The sequence below is a fragment of the Cobetia sp. L2A1 genome (assembly GCF_009796845.1).
Classification (GTDB): Bacteria; Pseudomonadota; Gammaproteobacteria; order Pseudomonadales; family Halomonadaceae; genus Cobetia.
In genome coordinates this window covers 3,792,722-3,815,555 of sequence record NZ_CP047025.1, presented here as the reverse complement: position 1 = coordinate 3,815,555, position 22,834 = coordinate 3,792,722, and the positions used below count along the sequence as shown (strand labels likewise).

Below are 22,834 nucleotides of genomic sequence, written 5' to 3'. Positions count from 1 at the left end.
TACGTCATGACGTGCTGCGGTTCACATGCTGCTGCTAGTGATTGAATAGCGCATCGAAACGTGGCAGCTCGGTTTGCCAGGCATCCCAATCCAGCGGGCCGTTGGCGAGCAGGGCGTCCAGCACTTCATCCAGCTCTTCTTCACGCTCCATGCGCTCACCTAGCTGTTGATTGATGCGTGCCACCTGAACGGTCAGGCGGCGCGATTCATCTTCGGTTCCCAGCGGTGCTTCAAACAGGATGGCCAGATGCACGCGCAGCTCGGCCAGACGCTCGTTGGCGGCGCTACAGTTACTGGGTTCAGCCTGGCGCATCATGTTACGTGCTGCATTGGCCTGACGGCTGTTGTCGTCGAATGCCGAGGTGTCTGGCAATTCAACCTCGCTGATGTCGCCCCGGATAGCGCTGGCGTCGGCGACAGCATGCTGCTCCAGAAGATCGCGCCATTGCTGCCATTCTTCGAGTAGTTGCACAGCATGCAGCTCATCCAGGCGCTGTTCGCGGCGCTTGAGGATGCCGTTCCAGCGGCGGCGCATACCGTCGCCACGCTTGCCGCGCGGCAGTGCGCCGAGGCTATCAGCTTCTTTCAATGCATCATCAAGCTGCGCAGCGTCTTCGAGTGTTTCTGGCTCCCAGCTGTCGAGGCGCTCGATCAGTGCCTGCCATTGATCAAGGCGGACTTGTTCGCGACTGTCACGGTCTTCGCGGTCTTGATCGCGGGCAGCGAAGATACGATCACAGGCAGCACGGAAGGCTGTCCACAGGCGTTGCTCCTCGCCCTTGGGAGCACGGCCCAGCTCACGCCAGCGGGTTTGCAGTGTCTTGGCCTGCTCGGCGCGCGGACGCGCGGGCGAATTTTCATCGGCCAGCGCCTCAGCTGCTTCTACCAATGCTTGCTTGGCGGCGGCAATCTGCCCCGCGCGGTTATCGATCAAGCTCTGTAGCGCGGTGAGTGCTTCGCCGAAGCGATGCGACAGCTGGCGTCCAGGGCCTGCTGGTACCGGTGTGTGGCGGCGCCACTCTTCACGCGCACGATCACGAATCTGACGCAGGAAGTCCGGGTCAGCATCGTCCATGGCATGGCCGTCAAGAGATTCCAGCTGCTCGCAGAGTGACTGGCGCATGGCGAGATTATGCTCACGCGCCTGCTTGCGAGCCTCACGGTACTCCGTGAGGCGCTGCTTGATGGCGTCAGAGGCTGTGCGGAAGGCCTGGCTTGTCTCACGGGTCGCTGCGGCATCGGCCAGCTCGCGCCACTGCTGAATCAGCAGCTGGTGCTGGCGGTCACGCTGCTCATCGCCGATATCGTCGCGTTCGGCCAGTGTGGTGATGGCATCAAGCAACTGTTCACGCTTTGGTGCGGCGACGAAATTCTGCCAGTCACGCAGCTCTGCCACACGGGCACCGAGCTGGCGTAGGCGTGTCTGACGGGCAGCGTCCAACTTCCCTTCGCTACGGTCACGTAGTGAGCGGTGTAGTCGACTGGCAGGCTTGAGCTTGCCAGCATCGAGCTGAGCTTCCAGCATATCGATTTCAGCGTCGAGTGCCGCGGCATCGAGAGCAGAGCTCGCGGCTTCGTCGATGGCTGACGGCTGCTCCGCGTCGTCTTCGCGTTGCGCTTCATCCGAGATTGCCGGAGCAGCATTGGCCAAGGCTTCTTGAAGCGCAATGAGGCTCGCGGTCATCGGCAGGCCCGATGGCCAGGCGATTTCCCGCTCCAGACGCATCATCTGCTCGATATCGTTGTCGACCAACGCGGCGTCGAGTTCGACCTGAGCCAGTTGATGACGATGCCAGGCATCCAGTGGATTCTGCAGTTGCTGTTGCAGGCGTTGATGCTGCTCCAGCAATTCAGACGGCGCCGAGAATTGGTCGGTCAACTCGCGCCAGCGCTCACCTTGCAGACGACGCTGGGCTTGCAGGCTGGCGAAATCATGATCATTGACGCGTTCACGACTCTGCAGGTCATCCCTGGCGTGCGTCAGGGCTGTCAGGATTTCTGTCAGGTGTGTGCTCAGATTGGCGCTCAGGCGCTCGTGCTCACGAATGGCCTGTTCACGTGACTCATGATCGCTGATGACCTTGTATGCCTGCTGACGGGCATCTTCAAAGTACTGTTGAGTCGTGTGCTCGGCGGCTGGCAGTCGCTCCCACTCGCGCAGCAGTGAGCGATAGCGCGACGGCACGCTGTCCTCCCACGCCTGACGGGGCAGCTTTTCCATCTGGCGTAGCAGGTTGTCACGGCTGACAGTGAGGGCATCGGCTTCCTGCGCATCAGCGCGGCGACGTGCCAAGGTGTCACGCGCCTGACGCTGTACGTGACGGTCACGCTTGGCATCACGCACAAGGCGCTCAAGGCCGGTCTGGCTTGTGATACGCGCTGCTGCAGCATGACGCACTGCCGCGATGGTGTTGTGGCAGGCCTGCTGGATCAGCGCATCTTCATCGTCGATGCGTGCCAGTGCTGTCAGACGCAATTGCTGGTTGTCGCCACGCGCGGCAACAGCCGAGAGCAGCTCACTATCATCCAAGCGCTCGACCAGTTGCTCTCGGCTCAGCAGCGAGGGAGCATCCTGCCCACCACTCAGCAGTTCAACCAGACGTTCGCGGACCAACCCATCGGCACGATCCAGCAGCGGCAGCAAGCGCTCAGGCGTCTGCATGCGTGTCAGAGCGGCATGGCGCACTTCAAGAGCGGAATCGCTGAGAATCAGCGTTTCCAGAATCTTGCGCTGTTCCGGGATGTCAGGATCAAGTTGATCGGTGGCAGCAGAGCGAATGGCGGGGTTGGCATGTTGCCAGCGAGGCGTGAAAAGGCGGCCAGTGAGGCGGGAAAGCAGTCCGGTCATGAGAGAGCGGTTATCCAGGCAAAAATAGAGGGGCGCAACAACAGCCGGTCACGAAGATAGACGTGGTTTGGTAGCGTCGACATCGATTCCGGGGTGACGGCGCATGAATTTCGTCACCCCACTATCTTATCAGTCGCAGGCTCCCATTTGTGTGTTCTCACGTGTGGATGAATGCGCATGGCTGGCTTGGCAAGGCTCCGTGCGCGACATCACGGGCCGTGTGACGCATCATGGTCGTGATAATAGTGATGACGTCGTGACCTCGCGACACCTGACAGTGCGGTCTGCTGGCCGTATCATCAGTTGCAGCGCCGTGTCAGCTCACATAGCTTTGTTATCCAGAGCCTTGTCGCCAGGTGCTTTGTTATTCAGGGTATGTGATACAGCGCTGTGTCATGTGCGAGTGAGAGCTATGTTATCCAAGTGGCCTTCTTCTTCGGGATGCCACTCGGAGGATGCATCGGGCTTCACGTGCATCATCAAGAGTGTCGAAGGGCTTCGATACTCCTTACGCAACCCGGAGTCAGGTCATGAGTCTCAGTACGGACAGGGCCTCTCAGGCCTTCATCTTCAAGGGCGGCATGCTGCCGATGACGGTCATGGAGCTGGCCAGTGGTGATCCGGAGCAGATCCGGGCCCAGCTGGCCAGTAAGCTCAATCAGTCGCCGGCCTTTTTTCAGCACACGCCGGTAGTGTTGAGCGTCGAGAAACTCGATGAACCGCATCTGGCACTGGAGCGCATCTGTGCCGTGTGCCGTGGCCATAAATTACTGCCCGTGGCTGTCCGTGGCGGCGGTGACCCTGTGCGCCAGTCGGCTTGGGCCTTGGGACTTGGCTGGTTCCCGCCGCAGGAGCACCGTGGTCGTACACTGGAATCCGTGCCGCCAGTTGCCGAGCCTGAAGCTGTTGCCGCCCCCGAGCCTGAGCCCGAGGTAGAACCTGTTCATGCCAGCAAGGTATTTCGTGGCACGGTGCGTTCAGGTCAGCAGATCAGTGCCTCTGATGGTGACCTCGTCATTATCGGGGCGGTGAATGCGGGCGCCGAGATTCTGGCCGCTGGCAGCGTGCATATTTATGGGGCCTTGCGTGGTCGCGCGTTGGCCGGTATTCATGGCGACCGCAATGCCAGCATCTACTGTAAGGAACTGCATGCCGAGCTGCTCTCGGTAGCCGGTACCTACAAGCGGCTTGATGATATCGACAACCGTTTGCTGGGCGCCAGTGTCGAAGTCGTGCTTGAACACGATCAACTCTGCATCGCACGACTCAACTGATAACGCGAAGGCCGTTGATGATATGTCGCGGTCCGCCAACTATCTGTCGACATTGGTGCTTACATCATCGTGTCGCGCAAGACCGGTGTTTACGAGGTTTCTGATTCATACACGGTTGCGCGTGAAACGAACCCTAATATTTACAGGCGATCCCCGTTCTGCGGGTGACTCTCAGCAAGGAAGATACCTTTGGCCAAGATTATCGTAGTGACGTCAGGCAAGGGCGGGGTTGGCAAGACGACTAGCGCCGCCGCCATTGCCACCGGACTGGCTCTGCGTGGCAACAAGACGGTCGTGATCGACTTCGACGTGGGTCTGCGTAACCTGGACCTGATCATGGGTTGCGAGCGCCGTGTGGTCTATGACCTGGTGAACGTCATCCAAGGCGAAGCCAATCTCAAACAGGCCCTGATACGCGACAAGCGTATCGACAATCTGCACATCCTTCCGGCGTCTCAGACTCGTGACAAGGATGCGCTGACTCAGGAAGGCGTCGAGAAGATACTGATCGCGCTGCGTGAGGATTTCGATTACGTCATCTGTGACTCCCCGGCAGGTATCGAACGCGGTGCTCAGCTGGCGATGTACTTCGCTGACGAAGCCGTCGTTGTCACCAACCCTGAGGTCAGCTCGGTACGTGACTCCGACCGGATCATTGGTCTGTTATCGTCCAAGACCCGCCGCGCAGAGCTCGGCGAGACACCGGTCGTCGAGCACCTGTTGATTACTCGCTATCATCCGGCACGTGTGACCGGTGGCGATATGCTTAATCTGACGGACATCCAGGAAATCCTGTCGATTCCGTTGATTGGCCTGATCCCGGAATCCGATGCCGTACTGCGTGCCTCCAATCAGGGCGTGCCGGTAACACACGATCAGAAAAGCGATGCCGGACAGGCGTATGTTGACTGCGTCTCCCGCCTGTTGGGCGAGGAAGTGCCGCTGCGTTTCCATGAAGTTGAGAGGCGCAGTCTACTGGCCAGAATGTTCGGAGGGGGGCGCAAGTGAAATTACTGGATTTTCTGAAGCGAGAGCGCAAGAAGACCGCTAATGTCGCCAAGGAGCGGCTCCAGATCATCGTTGCGCACCAGCGTAGTCAGCGTGACCAGCCGGATTACATGCCGATGCTGGAGCGCGAGCTGCTTGAGGTGATCCGCAAGTATGTTCAGGTCGATCAAGATGCCATCAACATCTCTCTTGATCGCGAAGACGATTGCTCAGTGCTGGAGCTCAATGTCACCTTGCCGCGTCCCGGCGAGAAAAATTGATCGGCGGCGCCTTGCGTCACGCCTGACCCTTCCTGCCAGAGCACTGTGCCAGCCTTGCTGAGTACGGTGTTCTGGCACGTTCATTTTCAGACCGCCCGCGTGGAGATTTCCTGTGGCAGAGCCCACCTTCCTGTGGCACGACTACGAGACCTTCGGCGCTGATCCGCGCCGTGATCGTCCTTCGCAGTTCGCGGCCATTCGTACCGATGCCGATTTCAACGAGATTGGCGAGCCGCTGACGCTCTACTGCAAGCCAGCTGACGACTTCTTGCCCCATCCGGTGGCGTGTCTCATTACGCGGATTACACCACAGCAGGCTGAGCGGCGCGGTATCCCGGAGGCTGAGTTCGCTGGGCGTATCAACGACGAGATGAGCGTGCCGGGCACCTGTACGCTGGGCTATAACAGCCTGCGTTTTGATGACGAAGTCAGTCGCCATCTGTTTTATCGCAACTTCCTCGATCCGTATGGACGTGAATGGCAGAACGGCAATTCGCGTTGGGATCTGATCGATATCGTGCGAGCCTTCCATGCACTACGTCCTGAGGGCATCGAGTGGCCCAAGCGTGAAGACGGCGCGCCCAGCTTCCGCCTGGAGCACCTGACGGCAGCCAATGGTATCGAGCATGCCGGAGCTCACGATGCGCTGGTTGACGTACGTGCGACCATTGCCTTGGCGCGCTTGCTCAAGGAGCGCAATCCGCGCCTGTTTGACTACCTGCTCAAGTTGCGTAACAAGCGCCACGTCGCGAGCCTGCTCGATATTGGCGCACGTAAGCCGATGCTGCATATCTCGCGTCGCTATCCTGCTTCGCGGGCATGTGGTGCGCTTGTCGTGCCGCTGGCAGAGCATCCGTCCAATGCCAATGGTGTGATTGTCTATGACTTGTCGGTAGACCCTGCACCGATGATGGAGCTCACGGCAGAGGAAATTCGTGCCCGTGTGTTTGCGCGTGCGGATGATCTGGCCGAAGGCGAGGAGCGTATTCCACTCAAGGTCATCCATCTCAACAAGAGTCCAGTGCTGTTGCCCGCCAATGCGCTCAAGGATGTCGAGGGGCCGAGCAAGGGTGAGTACGGCGAGATCGTCGAGCGCTTCCAGATCGATCCCGCGCAATGTCGTGTGCACTGGAAGTGGCTCAAGGACAATGTGGGTATTGGCGTGAAGGTGGCGCAGGTGTTTGCCGAAGCACCGCCTGAGCCTCCCGCTGATCCGGATCTGATGCTTTACTCTGGTGGCTTCTTCTCGCCGGCAGATCGCAAGGAGATGGAACGGGTGCGTGCCACGCATCCGGAAGCACTGGACGATACGCCGTTCGCCTTTCAGGATGGCCGTCTTGAAGAGATGCTGTTCCGCTATCGCGCACGCAGTTACGGCTATACGCTCAACTCTGCCGAACGCGAGCGTTGGGAGCAGTGGCGCTGGGAGCGCATGAATGACGAGACGGTGGCTAGCCTGACCGTGAAGGGATTTGTGGCAGAAATCCAGCAATTGGGACAGTCCGAGCAAGACCCTGATCGGGTACAGATTCTTGAAGAGCTGGCGATGTATGTGGAAGGCATCATGCCGTCCCAGGCCTTTGGCTAGAACGGCCAGGCTAGGCGGACGTTAAAATATGGCCCTACACAAAACGACCCCGGCGATTTCGCCGGGGTCGTTTTGTGTAGGGCCATTGCCAAGCCCAGCGCCTGTCAGTGCTTCGCGCCGCCTGTTTGCTGTGCAGAAGGGGCCGACGTGGTCGCTTCCGCCTGGGCGCGCGGTGCCTCCGGCAGGAGGGGTAGCGCGAGCTTCGGAATGCGCTCATTGAAGTTGCTGGGCGTATTCGGGTCGAAGGCGAGTTCCAGCGAGTCAGCGGTCCGCAGTCGCTTCCAGGTCGCGCGGATGTCTTCCGGGCTGATCTGTTTCACGGCAGTGACCAGCTGCTGACGACGATCAAAGCCGGTCCAGCCGAAGCTCAGTTCGTTCCAGTTACGTGCGGCCAGCTCAGATAGGCGGCGTGGCTTCTGGGTCAGGCTGTCAATGACGGCCTGGCGGTAGGTTGCCAGCGCCGACTCATCGAGTGTCTGAACGCGACTATCGAACTCGGCCATGAAGGCATCCATGCGCGAGAATAGCGTCTTGCTGTCCTTGGACGGCGATTGCACCAGCATGCTCAAGCCTGGTGCATCCAGCATTGGTGAGTAACTCGCCGAGACGATATAGCCCAGTTGCTCATCGGTACGTAGACGGCTGTAGAAGGGGGCTTCGATCAACTGCCCTAACACGGCGAGGCGTGCCTGGCTTTGCAACGTACGATCCTGGCCCTGCAGGTAGCGCAGCGCGCCGGCATCACTGCGAGTGCTGTCCGGCCGCAATTCAGTCTGCTGACTGATCTGACGAACTTCCAGTGCCGGGATTGCCTCACGCGTGACACGTGGTGCGAGGCCATTGAACACTAGCTGGCCGGTTTCTTTCGCCTGTGCGGCAGAGAGGTTGCCGGTCACCATCGCTTGCACGTGCAGGCGGGCGAGGAAGCGCTTGCGGAAGGTGTCTAGTGTTTGACTGTCTACCTTGTCCAGTGCAGCCATCATCTGAGGTGTGGTTGCCAGCGGGCCCACTAGCGTCTCGCTGAGACTGCGCCCCAGCTGGGAGTAGAGCGGTGCCTGTGCGCGATTTTGCAGGCCACGGCGTAGACGCTGGGTAATGCGCTCGAGCGTGGCGGGCACTATCTCGCCATTGACCAGCTGATTGAGCACTTCGCGCATTTCGGGCTGTTGTCCATCACGCCAGCCATTGAATTGCAGTGTGATGCCGCGGCCATGGGCATAGGCCAGTGCGTCCTGCCCTGCCAGTCGTGCCGGGTAAAGGCGCGAGTTGAGGCTCTCGTTCAGCCAGGCCGCCAATACACGATTCATGACTTGCTCTTCGACCGTCGTGCTTACCTCAGGGTTGAGTAGCCCGAAGCGCCACTCTGCCTGTGGTACACCGAAGCTGTCATTGCCCTGATACCACAGTTCTGCGCCTGGCTCATCCAGCAGTTGTGACGGTGCGGCCTTGGGCAGTGACAGTACGCGGAAGTCGCTGGCCAGGTAGGGATTGGGCTCGGGAAGGGTCAATTGACTGGACAGTGGTTCAGCCGCGTCGGTCGATGTGTCATCAGAGGTGTCTTTCGCAGTGTCCGAGACGACTTCATCAGTCTTCAGGCGCGTCAGCGTGTAAGGCGCCTTGAACCATTGGCCCTGCTCGTCGCCATTTACCTCGGGGCCAGAGTAGACCTCCAGCATATTATCCGGCGTGAGGCGTGCCAGTGTCTTGTCGAGCAGCGGCGCGTCAAAGTTCTGCATCAGGTAGGGGGCGGCCAGCACGTCCTTGATCGGATAGCGCGTCATCATCATCGCCAGGTTACTGGCCAGGTCGACTGGCGAGCTACGCTGTTGGAAGCGGAATTCCTGCTCGCCCAGCTTGGCTTGCTCAGCGTAGCGCCAGTCGTTGACACCCTGCGTACGGATCAAGGCCAGATAATCAAACAACGCTGCGCGAATTTCGGGCTGGTGCTTGGCGCCTTCTGGCGTCAGGGTGATATTGATGCTGAGCAGCGCACTATGGCCATCGCTGAGGCCACCACCGGCGGAGAGGGCATCTGCCCAGCCCTTGGCTTTGAGAGACGCAAGCAGGCTGCCTTCACCTTCATGACCGATCAGGTTGGCGAGATAGCTGACGGGCTGCGCGCGATAATGTTCGATAGGGTCATCGATCGGGAACATGAACGCGAGCTCGTGCTCCTGCTTCAGCGTCTTGACCTCGAGGCGTGCCGGTAGCTCGCCTTGTGTGACCAGCGGTACATCGATATCGGAACGTGTCAGGTCACGATCAGGGACATCGCTGAAGTTGTTGCGCGCAAGTTGCTCCAGTACATCGAGAGATTGCGGGCCCACCAGCGATAGACGCATGACACCTGCGCCGTAGTGAGCGGTATAGAAATCCACCAATCGCTGACGGAGGCTGCCGGCGTCAGTGTCTTGCAGGGTGTCGAGACTCCCCACACTGAAGCGATTGAAAGGATGCTCAGGGTTCAGCGCCTTCTCGACGGCTTCGTATACGCGACGCCCATCATCCTGCATGCGCGCCTGGTATTCAGAGTTCACCGCATGACGCTCACGATCCACATACTCGGCATTGAACTGCGGCGCGACGAAGAAGCGTGCAAAACGTGGCAATGCCTCATCAAAGGCATCAGGGTCGATATCGAAGAAGAAGTTGGTATCCTGGCTGGCAGTAAAGGCATTGTGCTGGCCGCCATGCTTGGTGATGAAGTCCTGGTAGGCGTCTGGATCAGGATAGCGATCGGTCCCCAGGAACAGCATATGTTCAAGGAAGTGTGCCAGCCCCAACACATCTTTCGGGTCTTGAGCACTCCCCACTTCCACGTCCATGGCCGCCGCTGCCTTGTCGGCATCGGCGTCACTTACCAGCAGTACCTTGAGGCCGTTATCGAGAGTCAGGCTGCGATAACTACGCTTGTCATTCTCGCTTTTGATGACTGGCCCCGCTTGCGTGTTCACGCTGACACTCTGGGGGCTGCCGGGTGGGCTGGCAGTTTCCGCTAGCGCGAGAGTGGGGGAGAGACCAGCCAGAACGATGGCGGCGATGGCGGCGCTTAGGCCGAGTGGGCGAAACCTGGGTAGCAGTGGCATCTTCTCTCCTGGTACGAAAGACCGGTGACGGCAAGGCGGTAATGAGTGCGCCGCTGTATATGAGCTACGCGCTCAACGCGCTGACGGACGCGTGAGCAAGACTTAGGTCAGCATGGGGCCGGTAGGGTGCGCCACACTCCATTCCTGATGTGCTGGATCATTGACGCGCCGTGCTACCGGAAATGCCGCGAGCCTGGCATCGGGTACCAGCATGCCACGTACCGTTTCCAATGGTGTGTCAGCCGTTAACCACTCACGTACCTGATGCGGCGCAATGACGGCTGGCATTCGGTCAGTAAGGCGAGCGCTGACACCCGCACATCCCACGCTGATCAAGGCAAAGCTGTCGCGCCCTTCCGGCGGCATGCCTTCTATCAATGGCGGACTGAAGTGGCGAGTCCAGAGCGCTGCCAGCAGCAAGGGTGCACGATCGGCATGCGTGATCAGAAACGGCTGCTTCATGTTGGGCTGTTCCTTCCAGACGTAGACACCACCGACGGGGATCAGTGCCCGCTGGCTGATGAAGGACTCACGAAACATGCGTCGCGTTTCCAGCGTCTCCGCACGTGCTACGTGTGGGGCATGGTCCATGATGTCCAGCCAGCTAGGCGTCAGCCCCCACAGTGCAGGCACCAGGCGCAGCTTCTGGCCTTCAAGGCGCAACATCGAGGCCGGCATGCGCGGTGCACGGTTGGCGCTGGTCAGCAGCTCATTGCGCAGTTGGCGAGTGAGTGAGGCGGTCGCGAGCTTGCCGAGCAGGTCGCGAGGCGGCAGGTCTTCGGGGAAGGGGGGGATATACAGACGTCCGGCCACGGAAATCCTTGAAGGCGGAGGGCGAGAGGAACATGCAGGCTCTCATGCTGCCCAATGGGCGGCCATGAGCCCAGAGCATGCGGCATGCAACAGCATGCCACACCTTGGTGGCGCTTGCGTTTGCGCTCAGTCTCGATATGCTGGACGGAAACAGTGTTCGATTCAATGGCTGATACGGGCCGCTTCAAAAGATGTTGCAATGACATCCTATGGCTTTGCTCACCCGTGCAGTGCGGACACACACCGCGTTAGATTTGCTACGCGGTAACGCATCTCAAGCATCAGAGGAATTCGATGGCCCGTCCACGTCAGCATGCACCGGAAGCGCTGCATGCGCGGGTAATGGAGACCTGCGATGAATGGCTCAAAGAGCAGCCTGTTCACGCCCTGTCTCTACGCAACCTGGCTCGTGAAGTCGGCTGCGCGCCCAGTACCCTGCTCAAGCTTTATGGCAGTTTTGGCAACCTGCTCCAGCACGTCAATCTGGCGACGCTGGACCGTCTGCATGCTGCGATTGCCGGGCATGAGACGCCGAGCCCTTCAGAGCGTCTCAAGTCGCTTGCGCGCGCATATTGGGGCTTTGCCCAGCGTGATCCCTACCGCTGGCAGTTGTTGTTTGACTTCCCATTGGCAAAGGAAGGTGAGCTGGACCAGCGTCAGAACGCCATGATTGAAGGATTGTTCGAGCGTGTCGAGATAGCGTTGGTTGAGTACGCCCCTCGTGTCGAGTCTGTTGAAGCCAAACGCATGGCACGCACCCTGTGGGGTAGCGTGCATGGCTTGGTTCAATTGGGCATGAATGAACGCCTTGGCCTGTGGCAGGGTCAGCCACTGGAAGTGACTGAACTATTGGACCAGCTGCTTGATACCATGCTGGCAGGGCTCAGAGTGCGCAGCGAGGCTGCAAGTGCGGGGGATGTGACGGAAGAGGAGCAATGAGTCGAGATTTGCTCCGGCGCCCACGGTTCGCGCCTTTTTTCTGGACCCAGGCCCTTGGTGCCTTCAACGACAATCTTTTCAAGAATGCCTTGCTGCTATTGATGACCTTTGTGGTGATCGAGCAGCGAGGGTGGGATACCGGCATCGTCAATAATCTGGCGGCCGGGTTGTTCATCCTTCCTTTCTTGCTGTTCTCTGCCTGGGGCGGCCTGCTGGCAGACCGCCTGGATAAGCAGCGGCTGATCGTCAATCTCAAGTGGCTGGAGCTAGCGACCATGAGTGTCGCAGCGGGTGCCTTGATTTTTGAAGCATGGGAGCTGTTGCTGGCGCTGCTATTCATGATGGGCACCCAGTCGGCACTGTTCGGCCCCGTCAAATACGCCATTCTGCCGCAACATCTCAAGCCTGATGAGCTGGTCAGCGGCAATGCCTGGGTCGAGCTGGGCACCTTCCTCGCCATTCTGATCGGTACGCTAGCCGCCGCTGCCCTGATGGCACTCGGAGGGGATCTGGCACGCTGGGCCCTGTCTGCGTCGCTGGTCACGCTATCGCTACTTGGTGTGTTCGTGGCGCGAAAAATCCCGCCGGCGCCATCGCTATCACCAGGCCCTGTCCCCTGGCGACCTCTCTCCGGTAGCATCTCGGTAATGCGTGAAGGGCTGGGGAATCGTCGCCTCAAGTGGGCACTGCTCGGCATCAGCGCATTCTGGTTTCTCGGGGCTAGCTATCTCACTCAGTTACCAGCCTATGCGCGCGATATTGTGCATGGTGCGGAAGGCGCGACGTCTGCGCTGTTGGCAGCCTTTGCGATCGGCATTGGGATGGGGTCGCTGGCCTGCGAGCGTGTTTCGCGCGGTCGACTCGAAACCGGCTTGGTACCCTTTGGTGCACTGATCATCTTCGTTGGCGGACTGGATCTCGCCCTGCGCCCGACACTGGGCAGTGCGGCGCAGGCGACACCGTTGCTGGAGTTGCTTCAGGTGGCAGGATTCTGGCGGATGTGCCTGGATCTTGGTGTGATTGGCTTCGGTGGCGGTCTCTATATCGTGCCGCTCTATACTCTGCTGCAGATTCGCAGTCCGGAAAGTTATCGTGCGCGCGTGATTGCGGCTAATAACGTGCTCAATGCCTTGCTGATGGTACTGTCAGCCGGATTCGGCATTCTGATGCTCAGTACGCTGGAGCGTAGCCTGCCTGACTTCCTGTTGGTGCTAGCCTTGATCAGCGCACTGATTGCCGTGGTCTGCATGCTGCGTGATCCTCGCCCCTTCCTGCGTCTCAATATCTTCATCCTCATTCATCTGATGTACCGTCTGCACCTCAAGGGGCGCTGGCGGATACCGGCAGAGGGGGCGGCACTGGTGGTCTGCAATCATGTCAGCTTCATGGACGCCCTGATTCTTGGGGGGGCCAGCCCACGGCCGTTGCGTTTCTTGATGGACGCTGAGATCTATAACTCACCGTGGTTGAAATGGTTCTTCCGGATCGCGGGCGCTATCCCGGTCGATTCTTCTCGCAGGGACCCCGCAGGTGTAAGGCGTTCACTGGAAGAGGTCGGCAAGGCACTACGTGACGGTGAGGTCGTGATGATTTTTCCTGAGGGTAAATTGACTCGCGATGGTGAGGTCGGGCGTTTCCGGCGCGGGCTGGAGCTGATCCTGGCGCGTAATCCGGCACCGGTGATTCCGATGGCACTAGGTGGGTTGTGGGGCTCCTGGTTCTCTCACGGTGGAGGCCCGGCATTCTCCAAGTGGCCGCGACGTATTCGCGGTCGTGTCGAGCTGTGTGTCGGGCGTACCTTCGAGGCTGATTCCGTGAAGGCGAAGGAGCTCGAGGATGCGGTACGCGATCTGCACCGCAAGGCATCCCGTCTGGCGCGAGGTCAATGATGTGCCAAGCGTGGCTGATTTGGTCTGGATAAGCTTGGTGACATCGCCATGAAAAACGCCGCTTCGAGTCTCCGGAGCGGCGTTTTTGTGTTCTGCTTCCTTGCTCTGCTAGCGCGGTGCCTCAGGCAGTCTGATTGGACGGGGCGGTATGGCGCGTGATCCAGAAACCGAAGCAGCCCAGCAGGCAGGCGGCCAACATTACCAGCGGTACCGGCAGCATGTTGTCACCGTTCAGCCACAGACTGGCGAAGGCGCCGTAGAGGCCACCCCCCATGAAGAGCACGGTGCCGGAGATGGCATTGGCGACGCCGTGACCGCGGCGGAAGAGTGACTGATAGTCGGCCATGATGTTGGGCGTGATCATGGCGCCCGCGCCAAGCACTACCAGCATGCCGGGAATCAGGGTGCTGGCAGTGATCGAATCCGTCAGAGCGAGGCCAAGCAGCACGCAGATCCCTGTCAGTTGAACCCCCAGCGCCATCTTGACCAATGTGCGTGTGCGCAGGTGCTTGAGACCAGCGTGGTTGAGACGATTGCCCACGAACATGGCCACCACGTTGGCGCTGAAGGCCAGGGCGAACTGGGTCGGCGTCATGTTGAGCAGCCCCTGATACAGATAGCTGGCATTGGTGATGAAGGTGAACATGATGCCCGGCCCGCACAGGATCAGAATCAGGTGCCCCGGCACTCCGCGTGTGGTCAGAACCTCACGGTAGCTGCGCAGCACATTGCGCGGCCGGAAGGGGGTTCGCTCACTGGCAGGATGGGTTTCCGGCAACCAGCGGTAGATGGTCAGTCCGACCAGCAGGCCATAGACCGCCAAGGCGTAGAAGACGGTTGTCCAGTCGCTCAGCGAGATCACGAGCGCCCCCAGAGATGGCGCGATCAGTGGAGCTGTCATCAACACCATGGTCACATTGGTCATCAGGCGGGCGGCGTCCTTGCCGGTCGCGACATCTCTCACCACTGTGCGAGACACACCGCCGGTCATGCCGGTGGCGATCCCCTGCAGTACGCGCAAGCCCAGTAGCCAATGAAAGTCCTGAGTCAGCGCACAGCCGAGTCCGGCGATGAGGAACAGTACGAAGCCACTCAGGGCAACGGGACGACGCCCCAGACTGTCAGACAGCGGGCCTCCTCCCAGCTGACCCATGGCATAGCCGAAGAAGAAGGCCGTGATGGTCAGTCCGATCTGATGATCATCCACCCCGAAGCTGCTGGCCATTTCGGGCATGGCGGGAAGGTAGGCGTCGGTTCCGAGTGGGGCGAGTGCGACCATCAGGCCCAGCATCAGCGTAAAGCGCGCTTGTTGGTGCAGGGCCGGCGTCGAGGTGTGGGTGGAAGCTGAGGTCATGAGAGCCATCGGGATTGAGTGGAGAAGCCTGTCTGGCGATGCATCTGGCTGGGGTAGCACCAGTCGGGAATCGTCAGCGGTAGAGGGTCATGTGGCAGTCGCCGCACGCAGATGCCCGCGCCGGATACCATGTATCGATCACTGTGCCGATCTTTCAGGCATCGGCACAGGATAGCGCTTGCGTCAGTCGCTGACCGCCCCGCGCAATGCAATACCGCATTGCGCGAGAATTGAAGGCAAAAGGCCCGCCGGATGGCGGGCCTTTGCGTGTTGCCAGCACGCTCTGTCGAGCCAATGCTGCAAGCGGTTCATCAGCCTCGCGTGGTGCGCGCTGCCTGCCAGCAGCGAGCCGAGGTGATCTGATTGTCCTTCACCTGTTGGATCTCGATACGCGTGGTGCCGATCGCCAGGCTGGCAGGCGCGTCCGGGAACGACTCCAGATGCTCGAGGATCAAGCCATTGAGTGTCTTGGGGCCGTCAGTCGGCAGCTGCCAGCCGATGGCCTTGTTGATCTCGCGAATGTTGGCCGTGCCTTCGATGACGTAGCTGCCGTTGTCCTGCGGATGAATCTCCTGATGAGTGCCGGCTACGTCAGTGGTGAACTCGCCGACGATCTCTTCCAGGATATCTTCCAGCGTCGCCAGACCCTGCACGTCACCATACTCGTCGACCACGATACCGATACGGCGCTTCTGCTTCTGGAAGTTGAGCAGCTGCGTGTGCAGCGGCGTGGATTCCGGAATGAAGTACGGCTCGCGAGCCTCTTGGATGATGGAGGCCTTGGTGATCTCGTCCAGCGACAGGAAGCGAGCGGCATTGCGCAGGTGCAGGATGCCGATGATGTTGTTGATGTCGCCCTTGTAGACCGGTACGCGAGTGTGTTGGCTCGCACGAACATGGCTCAGGATGATGTCGAGGTCGTCATCGAGGTCAATGCCGAAGATTTCCTGACGCGGCACCATGATGTCATCGACGGTCACGTTCTCAAGGTCAAGAATCGACAGCAGCATGCCCTGGTGACGGCGGGGAATCATGCTGCCTGCCTCGTGCACGACGGTACGCAGCTCGTCGCGCGTCAGACTGTCGGCATTGTTGCTGACATCACGCACGCCAAACAGGCGCAGCAGACCATTGGAAATGCCATTGACCAACCACACAAGCGGATAAAGCACCTTGAGCATCGGCTCGAGAATCAGTGAGGCCGGATAGGCAATGCGCTCAGGGTTCAAGGCGGCCATGGTCTTCGGCGTCACTTCCGCAAAGATCAGCACCACGATGGTCAACACGGCGGTAGAGACAGCCGGGCCAGATACATCACCGAAATAGTGGATGGCGATGATGGTGGCCAGTGACGCAGCCAGATTGTTGACGAAGTTATTGCCGATCAGAATGACGCCGATCAAGCGGTCAGGACGGGATAGTAGGCGGGTAACGCGCTTGGCACCGCGCTCACCGCTTTTCTCGCGGTGGCTCAGGCGGTAGCGGTTGATCGACATCATGCCGGTCTCGGAACTCGAGAAGAAGGCAGAGAGGATGATCAGAACGACCAGTAGGCCGAACAGCAGCCCCAACGGGGTGTCGTCGCTCAAGAGTGAAGGGTCCTCGGTGGCGGATTTACGCGCATGATACTGCCACGCCAATTGCATTGCATCCGCCAAGACAGGCATGAGTGAACCGCGACAGGGCAGAGCGTGGCATTCATGGGCTTGATGTCAGTGAGCGAAGACAATCTGTAATGCGAACTTGGTGCCGAAGAAAGCCAGTGCCAATACCAGGCAGCCACCGAGCGTCCAGCGTGCTGCACGCTGTCCGCGCCATCCCAGAACGTGATGCCCGAACAGCAGAATGGCGAAGATTACCCAAGCACCTAAGCTGAGGACAGTCTTGTGGGCCATGTGCTGAGCGAACATGTTGTCGAGATAGATCATGCCGCTGATGATCGATACGCTCAGCAGGATCATGCCGGCCCAGATCAATTCAAATAGCGCACGTTCCATGCTGGTCAGCGCCGGTAACACCTGCACGATGCCGCGGGTGTGACGCGTCTTGAGTGCATGCTGCTGGAGTGAGAGCAAGCCTGCCTGCATGGCAGCGATGCTAAGGAAGGCGAGCGCTGCCACAGACGTGAAGATGTGGGCGATAAGTCCGGGCGAAAGCGGGTTTTCGGTATTGGCGCTCGGCAGATTGATTACTCCGAGCACACAGGCTGCAGCAACGGGGAACAGCACCGCGCCGCCGGCAAGCACGGGTTTGAACAGGCTTGCAACGACCAGTAGCAGGCTGATGGCCCAGCTGACCAGTGAGCCGCTCTCGAATAGCCCCAGGTGGAGCTGTCCACCGTGATTGAGGGTGACCCACACGATGACGGCGTGGCAGGCAACGGCAATCAGCGCAAGGCTGCGCACCAGTCGTGCGCGTACCGGAACACGGCGCGTCAGTGTCAGGCCCTGCCAGAGACCGGCAGCGAGATAGAAAATGATGGCCAGAATGGCAAAGGGCAGAGCCTGCATGTGCTGTTGTCCAGGTGCCGGAGGGTATGGGAGAGCAGGTCTCATCTGAGGCGCTGTCTATATGCAGAGACTATACCGAAAGCACTGGCGGGATTGCATCTACCTCGGTACTTCTATTACGGCTTATGTCGATGAAGGAGGTGCAGCGATACACATATTGTCCTGATCATCAGTGCACCTATCATGGAGACAGACCCGCCCTGTGCGTATAATGTGCCGCAGGATAACCATTTACGCGCTGGGGCGTCATGCCGTGACGTCGGAGTCGAGATAGTTTCATATTCTCGTCCCGCTGCGCGGACCCCAGACGTCCCTAGCCGGAGAGGCCCATGTTTCAAAGTTTGAGTGATCGTCTGTCGCACACGCTGAAGTCGATTACCGGCCAGGCGAAGCTGACGGAAGACAACATCAAGGACACCCTGCGCGAAGTGCGTAAGGCGTTGCTTGAGGCGGATGTTGCCCTGCCAGTGGTCAAGGCCTTCATCGACCGTGTACGTGAGCGTGCCGTCGGTCAGGAAGTGTCCAAGAGCCTGTCGCCGGGCCAGCAGTTCGTCAAGATCGTCCAGCAGGAGCTGGAATCGATCATGGGCGAGGCCAATGAAGGGCTGGTGCTCAAGAGCAATCCAGCCGTCATCTTGATGGCGGGCCTGCAGGGCGCGGGTAAGACGACAACCGTCGCCAAGCTGGCGCGTTACCTGCGTGAGCGTGAGAAGAAGAAAGTATTGGTGGTCTCGGTTGACGTCTATCGTCCTGCGGCCATTGATCAGCTCGAAATGCTGGCCAAGGAAGTGGACGTCGATTTCTTCCCGTCTGATTCTTCTCAGCAGCCGGTCGCGATCGCTGAAGCGGCAATGAAGCACGCACGCATCCAGTTCCACGATGTGGTGCTAGTCGATACCGCAGGCCGTCTGCATGTCGATGCCGACATGATGGACGAGATCACGGCACTGCATCGCACCCTCTCACCGGATGAGACGCTGTTCGTCGTTGATGCGATGACCGGTCAGGATGCCGCAAACACTGCCAAGGCCTTCCATGAAGCCTTGCCGCTGACCGGTGTGGTACTGACCAAGGCCGATGGTGATGCACGTGGCGGGGCAGCATTGTCCGTGCGCCACATTACTGGCAAGCCGATCAAGTTCATGGGGATGGGTGAGAAGGTCGATGCGCTCGAACCCTTCCACCCAGACCGTGTTGCGTCCCGCATCCTCGGCATGGGCGACATGCTGTCGCTGATCGAGGAAGCCGAACGTACCGTCGACAAGGGCAAGGCCGAGCTGCTGGCCAACAAGGTCAAGAAGGGCGAGGGTTTTGATCTTGAGGACTTCCGTGATCAGCTCCAGCAGCTCAAGAACATGGGTGGCATGGGGAGCTTGATGTCCAAGTTGCCGGGCATGGGCCAGTTGGCAGAAGCTGCCCAGGGCCAGGCCAGCGAGAAGGAGCTGGGCAAGCTTGAGGCGATGATCAACTCCATGACGCACAAGGAGCGCCGCAATCCTGATCTCATCAACGGCTCGCGCAAGCGTCGCATCTGCATGGGCTCCGGTACCCAGGTGCCTGATCTCAATCGTCTGCTCAAGCAGCACAAGCAGATGGCCAAGATGATGAAGAAGGCCGGCAAGAAAGGCGGCATGCAGAAAATGATGCGCGGCATGTCTGGCATGATGGGCGGTGGTGGTGGTCCCGGCGGCATGGGTGGCCCCGGTGGTATGGGCGGAATGGGCGGTCCTGGCGGAATGGGTGGCGGTCGCTTCCCGCGCCGCTAAGCCTCTGACGCCTGACGGTCTTTATCGCCAAGAATTGCGCTCCACGATGCCGATGGTGTTGCGGAGCGTTTGTGTGACCTTGGAAAAAGGTTTCCAAGGCTTGTCAATTTCCGTAGAATGTCGCCTCTTCGTGTGGACCCTCCATGCGAAGCCGAGTTCTGTGGCACGTTTTTCACTTCAACACGAAGGACAGATTACGCAATGGTTACCATTCGTCTGGCACGTGGTGGCGCCAAGAAGCGTCCCTTCTACCACCTCGCTGTAGCTGATTCCCGCACAGCCCGTGATGGCCGCTTCATCGAGCGCGTCGGCTTCTTCAACCCGGTCGCTCGCGGCCAGGAAGAGCGTCTGCGCGTCGATCTCGAGCGCGTCGCTCACTGGCAGCAGCAGGGCGCACAGGTCTCTGACCGTGTCGCTCAGCTGCTCAAGGAAGCTGGCAAGCAGCAGGCTTGATATCCAGGATGCCTACTCACTCCAATAACCCGCAGCCGACTGCACATTCACCGCATGGTGATGATGTTGTAGTCATGGGGAAGCTTACCAGCCCCTATGGCGTGAAAGGCTGGCTCAAGGTGTATTCCTACACCAGCCCGATCGACGGCATCTTTGATTATGCCGGCTGGATGCTGAAGCTGGACGGGAAGCAGATTCCCGCACGCCTCATGCAAGCCCGTCGCCATGGCAAAGGCCTGGTGGCACAGCTGGAAGGTGTCGATAGTCGTGAGGCTGCGCAGGCATTGGCTGGAGCGGAGATTCTCCTGCCCAAGCAACATCTGCCGCAGCTGGAGGTGGGTGAGTACTACTGGCATCAACTGGAAGGTCTCGAGGTGGTGACGCTGGATGGCCAGCGCCTCGGGAAAGTGAGCACTCTGATGGAAACCGGTGCTAACGACGTTCTGGTGATCAAGCCGAACGACGACAGTATCGATGAGAAGGAACGGCTTGTGCCGTACCTTCCCAATCAGGTGGTTCGCGATGTGGATCTCGTCACTGGGCGCATAAGCGTCGATTGGGATCCCGAATTCTGATGTTAAGCACAGAGAGCTGATGCCTGTGTGGATTGGTGTAGTAAGTCTGTTTCCGGAAATGTTCACGGCCATTACGGCCAGTGGCGTGACCGGCCGGGCGGTCGATAAAGGCCTGCTCGAGGTCGATTTCTGGAATCCGCGTGACTACGCCACCGACAGGCACCGTACGGTCGATGATCGTCCCTACGGCGGAGGTCCCGGCATGTTGATGAAGGTCGAGACTCTGCGTGGCGCCATTCGTGACGCTCGCGCCGCTGGCGGTGACAATGCCCGTGTGATCTATCTCTCCCCGCAAGGTCGCAGGCTGGACCAGGCCGGTGCCCGCGAATTGGCGACGCAAGAGCGCCTGATCGTGGTGGCCGGACGCTATGAAGGCATTGATGAACGCGTGGTGGAGGAGGAGATCGACGAGGAATGGTCGATCGGCGATTACGTCCTGTCTGGCGGTGAGCTGCCAGCCATGGTCTTGATCGATACGGTGGCACGCCTGGTGCCGGGCGTACTTGGGCATGAAGCCAGCGCGGAGGAAGATTCCTTCACCGATGGTTTGCTCGATTGTCCGCACTACACTCGCCCCGAAGTCATCGACGGCAAGCGGGTGCCAGATGTCTTGCTCAGTGGCAATCATGCTCTGATCAAGCGCTGGCGGTTACAGCAGTCTCTGGGACGTACTTGGCTAAGGCGTCCGGATTTGCTTGAGAGCCGCACGTTGACTCGAGAGGAGCGCAAGCTGCTCGACGAGTTCATCGCGCAGCACGCCCGGAAAGGTAAGGCCTGATCTTCGCGGACATTGCGTTCGCTTTTAGGAGAAGGTCTCCATCGTGGCGGAGGTGCGGCACGGCCCGGAGTCATCTTGCGGGAGCCCCGTGGCGCGTCACACACAAGGTCGATCCCCGTGTTCAAGGCCGTTTGCGGTGCCGGGGTCATGACAAACATCAGCCTCAGGGTTGATGCTAACGAATTTGGAGCTAGCGATGAGCAGCAAGAATAAACTGATCCAGGCGATCGAAAACGAGCAGATGGTCAAGGAAATCCCGACCTTTGCACCGGGTGACACCATCGTCGTCCAGGTCAAGGTCGTGGAAGGTACTCGTGAACGTCTGCAGGCCTTCGAAGGCGTGGTGATCGGCAAGCGTAACCGCGGTCTGAACTCCGCTTTCACCGTTCGCAAAATCTCCCACGGTGTGGGCGTCGAGCGTACTTTCCAGACTTACAGCCCGCAGGTTGACGGTATCGCCGTCAAGCGTCGTGGTGACGTGCGTCAGGCCAAACTGTACTACCTCCGTGAGCGTAGCGGTAAGTCCGCACGTATCAAAGAAAAGCTGGGCTAAGCGGCTCCGTATTTTCTGAATGCAGAACTCGGCACCCCACGAGGGTACGAATTGCCACTTGTACTCTCGTAGAGAACACCCCGCCATGCATCGCATGGCGGGGTGTTCTCGTTTCCGAAAGTCGGAAAGCTGCGATGAGTGGAGCGGGTTAATCCACCTGTCAGGCTGTCAGAGTAGAATTGACAGTCACGTGCACATTACATTCACTCGATAATCAAGGAGGCGCCGGTATCATGGATGACGATGGACTTGTTGAGCGCTTTCTCGACACGCTGTGGCTTGAGCGTGGTGCCAGTGACAATACGCTTGGTGCTTATCGTAGTGATCTCGACGCATGGCGGCGCTGGTTGTCTGTTCAAGCGTTAGATGGCACAGAAAGAATGCCCTTGTTGTCAGTGACCTCACCGCAGGTACAGGCCTTCTGTGATTCGCGTCGCGAGTCGCATGCGCTTCGCTCTACCGCGCGCCTGTTATCGGCATTGCGACGCTTTTATCGTTGGGCGCTGGCAGAAGGGATGATCGAGTCCGATCCTCTGCATGAGGTGCGTCTGCCCCGTGTGATCCCCAGTCTTCCCGGCACATTGGATGAAGATGAAGTCGAGCGCTTGCTGGAGGCTCCGGACCTGGAGACCGCCATTGGATTGCGCGATCGCACCATGCTTGAAGTGTTATATGGTGCGGGATTGCGCATCAGTGAGTTGGTGAACTTGAGCGTTGATGCGCTGAACCTTCGCCAAGGTGTGGTGCGAGTCATCGGCAAGGGTGATCGCGAGCGGCTGGTACCATTGGGGGAGGAAGCTTGTGACTGGTTGTCACGCTGGCTGTCCGTTGGCCGACCTGCGATGATGGCCGACCAGGCACGTCCGGCGCTGTTTCCCGGTCGGCACGATAGCGCAATGACACGGCAGACTTTCTGGCATCGCATCCGTCGCCATGCTGTGACGGCCGGCATCGACAAGCCGCTGTCACCGCATACGCTCCGCCATGCTTTTGCTACGCACCTGCTTAATCACGGTGCCAATTTGCGCGTTGTGCAGCTGTTACTGGGACATCGCGATCTATCCACGACCCAGATTTATACTCATGTGGCCCAGGCGCGCCTGGAACGCCTGCATGCCGAACACCATCCGCGTGGCTGAT

The 22,834-nt window shown here is 59.5% G+C and carries 18 protein-coding genes; 12 read left to right on the top strand and 6 right to left on the bottom strand.

What is annotated here, in order from left to right; genetic code table 11:
- Window positions 1-34: 34 nt before the first annotated feature.
- A complete protein-coding gene (locus GQR90_RS16145) occupies window positions 35-2,848 on the bottom strand; it encodes a DUF349 domain-containing protein (RefSeq protein ID WP_158774988.1) in 2,814 nt (937 codons plus the stop codon).
- Window positions 2,849-3,378: 530 nt separating this feature from the next.
- Between GQR90_RS16145 and minC the strand changes: the two genes are divergently transcribed.
- The 4 genes from minC to sbcB all read left to right on the top strand — a co-directional run bounded on the left by minC (window position 3,379) and on the right by sbcB (window position 6,978).
- Window positions 3,379-4,122, top strand: a complete 744-nt coding sequence (gene minC / locus GQR90_RS16140) for a septum site-determining protein MinC (protein WP_158774987.1) — start codon at window positions 3,379-3,381, stop codon at window positions 4,120-4,122.
- Window positions 4,123-4,311: 189 nt separating this feature from the next.
- On the top strand, window positions 4,312-5,130 hold the full coding sequence (gene minD, locus GQR90_RS16135; protein WP_158774986.1) for a septum site-determining protein MinD: 819 nt from the start codon (window positions 4,312-4,314) through the stop codon (window positions 5,128-5,130).
- The gene (gene minE, locus GQR90_RS16130) at window positions 5,127-5,390 is read left to right on the top strand and encodes a cell division topological specificity factor MinE (protein ID WP_024953035.1); all 264 of its coding nucleotides are present in this window, start codon (window positions 5,127-5,129) and stop codon (window positions 5,388-5,390) included. Before minD ends, minE begins: the two co-directional genes overlap by 4 nt.
- Before the next feature lie 112 nt (window positions 5,391-5,502).
- A complete protein-coding gene (sbcB, locus tag GQR90_RS16125; RefSeq protein WP_158774985.1) occupies window positions 5,503-6,978 on the top strand; it encodes an exodeoxyribonuclease I in 1,476 nt (491 codons plus the stop codon).
- Between the two features lie 104 nt (window positions 6,979-7,082).
- Here the strand turns inward: sbcB and GQR90_RS16120 are convergent, their stop codons facing one another.
- Both GQR90_RS16120 and GQR90_RS16115 read right to left on the bottom strand, forming a co-directional pair.
- On the bottom strand, window positions 7,083-10,064 hold the full coding sequence (locus GQR90_RS16120) for an insulinase family protein (RefSeq protein ID WP_158774984.1): 2,982 nt from the start codon (window positions 10,062-10,064) through the stop codon (window positions 7,083-7,085).
- A gap of 102 nt (window positions 10,065-10,166) precedes the next feature.
- Complete coding sequence (locus GQR90_RS16115; RefSeq protein ID WP_158774983.1) at window positions 10,167-10,877, bottom strand: SOS response-associated peptidase; 711 nt, start codon at window positions 10,875-10,877, stop codon at window positions 10,167-10,169.
- A gap of 294 nt (window positions 10,878-11,171) precedes the next feature.
- Here GQR90_RS16115 and GQR90_RS16110 point away from each other — a divergent pair, with 294 nt between their 5' ends.
- Window positions 11,172-11,816, top strand: coding sequence for a TetR/AcrR family transcriptional regulator (locus tag GQR90_RS16110; protein ID WP_158774982.1), 645 nt, complete (start codon window positions 11,172-11,174; stop codon window positions 11,814-11,816).
- Window positions 11,813-13,705 carry an MFS transporter gene (locus GQR90_RS16105; RefSeq protein ID WP_158774981.1) on the top strand — a complete coding sequence of 631 codons (1,893 nt, stop codon included), beginning with the start codon at window positions 11,813-11,815 and terminating at the stop codon, window positions 13,703-13,705. Before GQR90_RS16110 ends, GQR90_RS16105 begins: the two co-directional genes overlap by 4 nt.
- A 121-nt stretch (window positions 13,706-13,826) precedes the next feature.
- On the opposite strand, the gene GQR90_RS16100 is transcribed toward GQR90_RS16105, so the two are convergent.
- The 3 genes from GQR90_RS16100 to GQR90_RS16090 form a co-directional block, all read right to left on the bottom strand.
- Window positions 13,827-15,059: a multidrug effflux MFS transporter gene (locus GQR90_RS16100; protein ID WP_158774980.1), complete on the bottom strand. Its 1,233-nt coding sequence runs from the start codon at window positions 15,057-15,059 to the stop codon at window positions 13,827-13,829.
- Between the two features lie 311 nt (window positions 15,060-15,370).
- Window positions 15,371-16,648, bottom strand: coding sequence for an HlyC/CorC family transporter (locus GQR90_RS16095; RefSeq protein ID WP_158774979.1), 1,278 nt, complete (start codon window positions 16,646-16,648; stop codon window positions 15,371-15,373).
- 123 nt (window positions 16,649-16,771) lie between these two features.
- Window positions 16,772-17,569: a cytochrome C assembly family protein gene (locus GQR90_RS16090; protein ID WP_158774978.1), complete on the bottom strand. Its 798-nt coding sequence runs from the start codon at window positions 17,567-17,569 to the stop codon at window positions 16,772-16,774.
- 329 nt (window positions 17,570-17,898) lie between these two features.
- Here GQR90_RS16090 and ffh point away from each other — a divergent pair, with 329 nt between their 5' ends.
- The 6 genes from ffh (at window position 17,899) to xerD (ending at window position 22,833) form a co-directional block, all read left to right on the top strand.
- Entirely contained in the window at window positions 17,899-19,335 is a 1,437-nt protein-coding gene (gene ffh, locus GQR90_RS16085; RefSeq protein WP_158774977.1) for a signal recognition particle protein, read from the top strand.
- Window positions 19,336-19,536: 201 nt separating this feature from the next.
- Window positions 19,537-19,788 carry a 30S ribosomal protein S16 gene (gene rpsP / locus GQR90_RS16080; protein WP_024953044.1) on the top strand — a complete coding sequence of 84 codons (252 nt, stop codon included), beginning with the start codon at window positions 19,537-19,539 and terminating at the stop codon, window positions 19,786-19,788.
- A 74-nt stretch (window positions 19,789-19,862) separates the two neighbouring features.
- Window positions 19,863-20,363 (top strand): ribosome maturation factor RimM, encoded by a 501-nt coding sequence (rimM, locus tag GQR90_RS16075; RefSeq protein ID WP_233266351.1) that lies wholly within the window; start codon window positions 19,863-19,865, stop codon window positions 20,361-20,363.
- Window positions 20,364-20,388: 25 nt separating this feature from the next.
- Window positions 20,389-21,141 (top strand): tRNA (guanosine(37)-N1)-methyltransferase TrmD, encoded by a 753-nt coding sequence (trmD, locus tag GQR90_RS16070; RefSeq protein WP_158775620.1) that lies wholly within the window; start codon window positions 20,389-20,391, stop codon window positions 21,139-21,141.
- Between the two features lie 196 nt (window positions 21,142-21,337).
- The gene (rplS, locus tag GQR90_RS16065) at window positions 21,338-21,694 is read left to right on the top strand and encodes a 50S ribosomal protein L19 (protein ID WP_158774975.1); all 357 of its coding nucleotides are present in this window, start codon (window positions 21,338-21,340) and stop codon (window positions 21,692-21,694) included.
- Between the two features lie 233 nt (window positions 21,695-21,927).
- Window positions 21,928-22,833 (top strand): site-specific tyrosine recombinase XerD, encoded by a 906-nt coding sequence (xerD, locus tag GQR90_RS16060; RefSeq protein WP_158774974.1) that lies wholly within the window; start codon window positions 21,928-21,930, stop codon window positions 22,831-22,833.
- Window position 22,834: the final 1 nt, after the last annotated feature.

Bases quoted from the DNA above. Each gene is read 5' to 3' on its own strand.
- GQR90_RS16145 (WP_158774988.1), bottom strand. From the start codon at position 2,848: ATGACCGGACTGCTTTCCCGCCTCACTGGCCGCCTTTTCACGCCTCGC.
- minC (WP_158774987.1), top strand. From the start codon at position 3,379: ATGAGTCTCAGTACGGACAGGGCCTCTCAGGCCTTCATCTTCAAGGGC.
- GQR90_RS16120 (WP_158774984.1), bottom strand. From the start codon at position 10,064: ATGCCACTGCTACCCAGGTTTCGCCCACTCGGCCTAAGCGCCGCCATC.
- GQR90_RS16110 (WP_158774982.1), top strand. From the start codon at position 11,172: ATGGCCCGTCCACGTCAGCATGCACCGGAAGCGCTGCATGCGCGGGTA.
- GQR90_RS16105 (WP_158774981.1), top strand. From the start codon at position 11,813: ATGAGTCGAGATTTGCTCCGGCGCCCACGGTTCGCGCCTTTTTTCTGG.
- GQR90_RS16100 (WP_158774980.1), bottom strand. From the start codon at position 15,059: ATGACCTCAGCTTCCACCCACACCTCGACGCCGGCCCTGCACCAACAA.
- GQR90_RS16090 (WP_158774978.1), bottom strand. From the start codon at position 17,569: ATGCAGGCTCTGCCCTTTGCCATTCTGGCCATCATTTTCTATCTCGCT.
- ffh (WP_158774977.1), top strand. From the start codon at position 17,899: ATGTTTCAAAGTTTGAGTGATCGTCTGTCGCACACGCTGAAGTCGATT.
- rpsP (WP_024953044.1), top strand. From the start codon at position 19,537: ATGGTTACCATTCGTCTGGCACGTGGTGGCGCCAAGAAGCGTCCCTTC.
- rimM (WP_233266351.1), top strand. From the start codon at position 19,863: ATGGGGAAGCTTACCAGCCCCTATGGCGTGAAAGGCTGGCTCAAGGTG.
- rplS (WP_158774975.1), top strand. From the start codon at position 21,338: ATGAGCAGCAAGAATAAACTGATCCAGGCGATCGAAAACGAGCAGATG.
- xerD (WP_158774974.1), top strand. From the start codon at position 21,928: ATGGATGACGATGGACTTGTTGAGCGCTTTCTCGACACGCTGTGGCTT.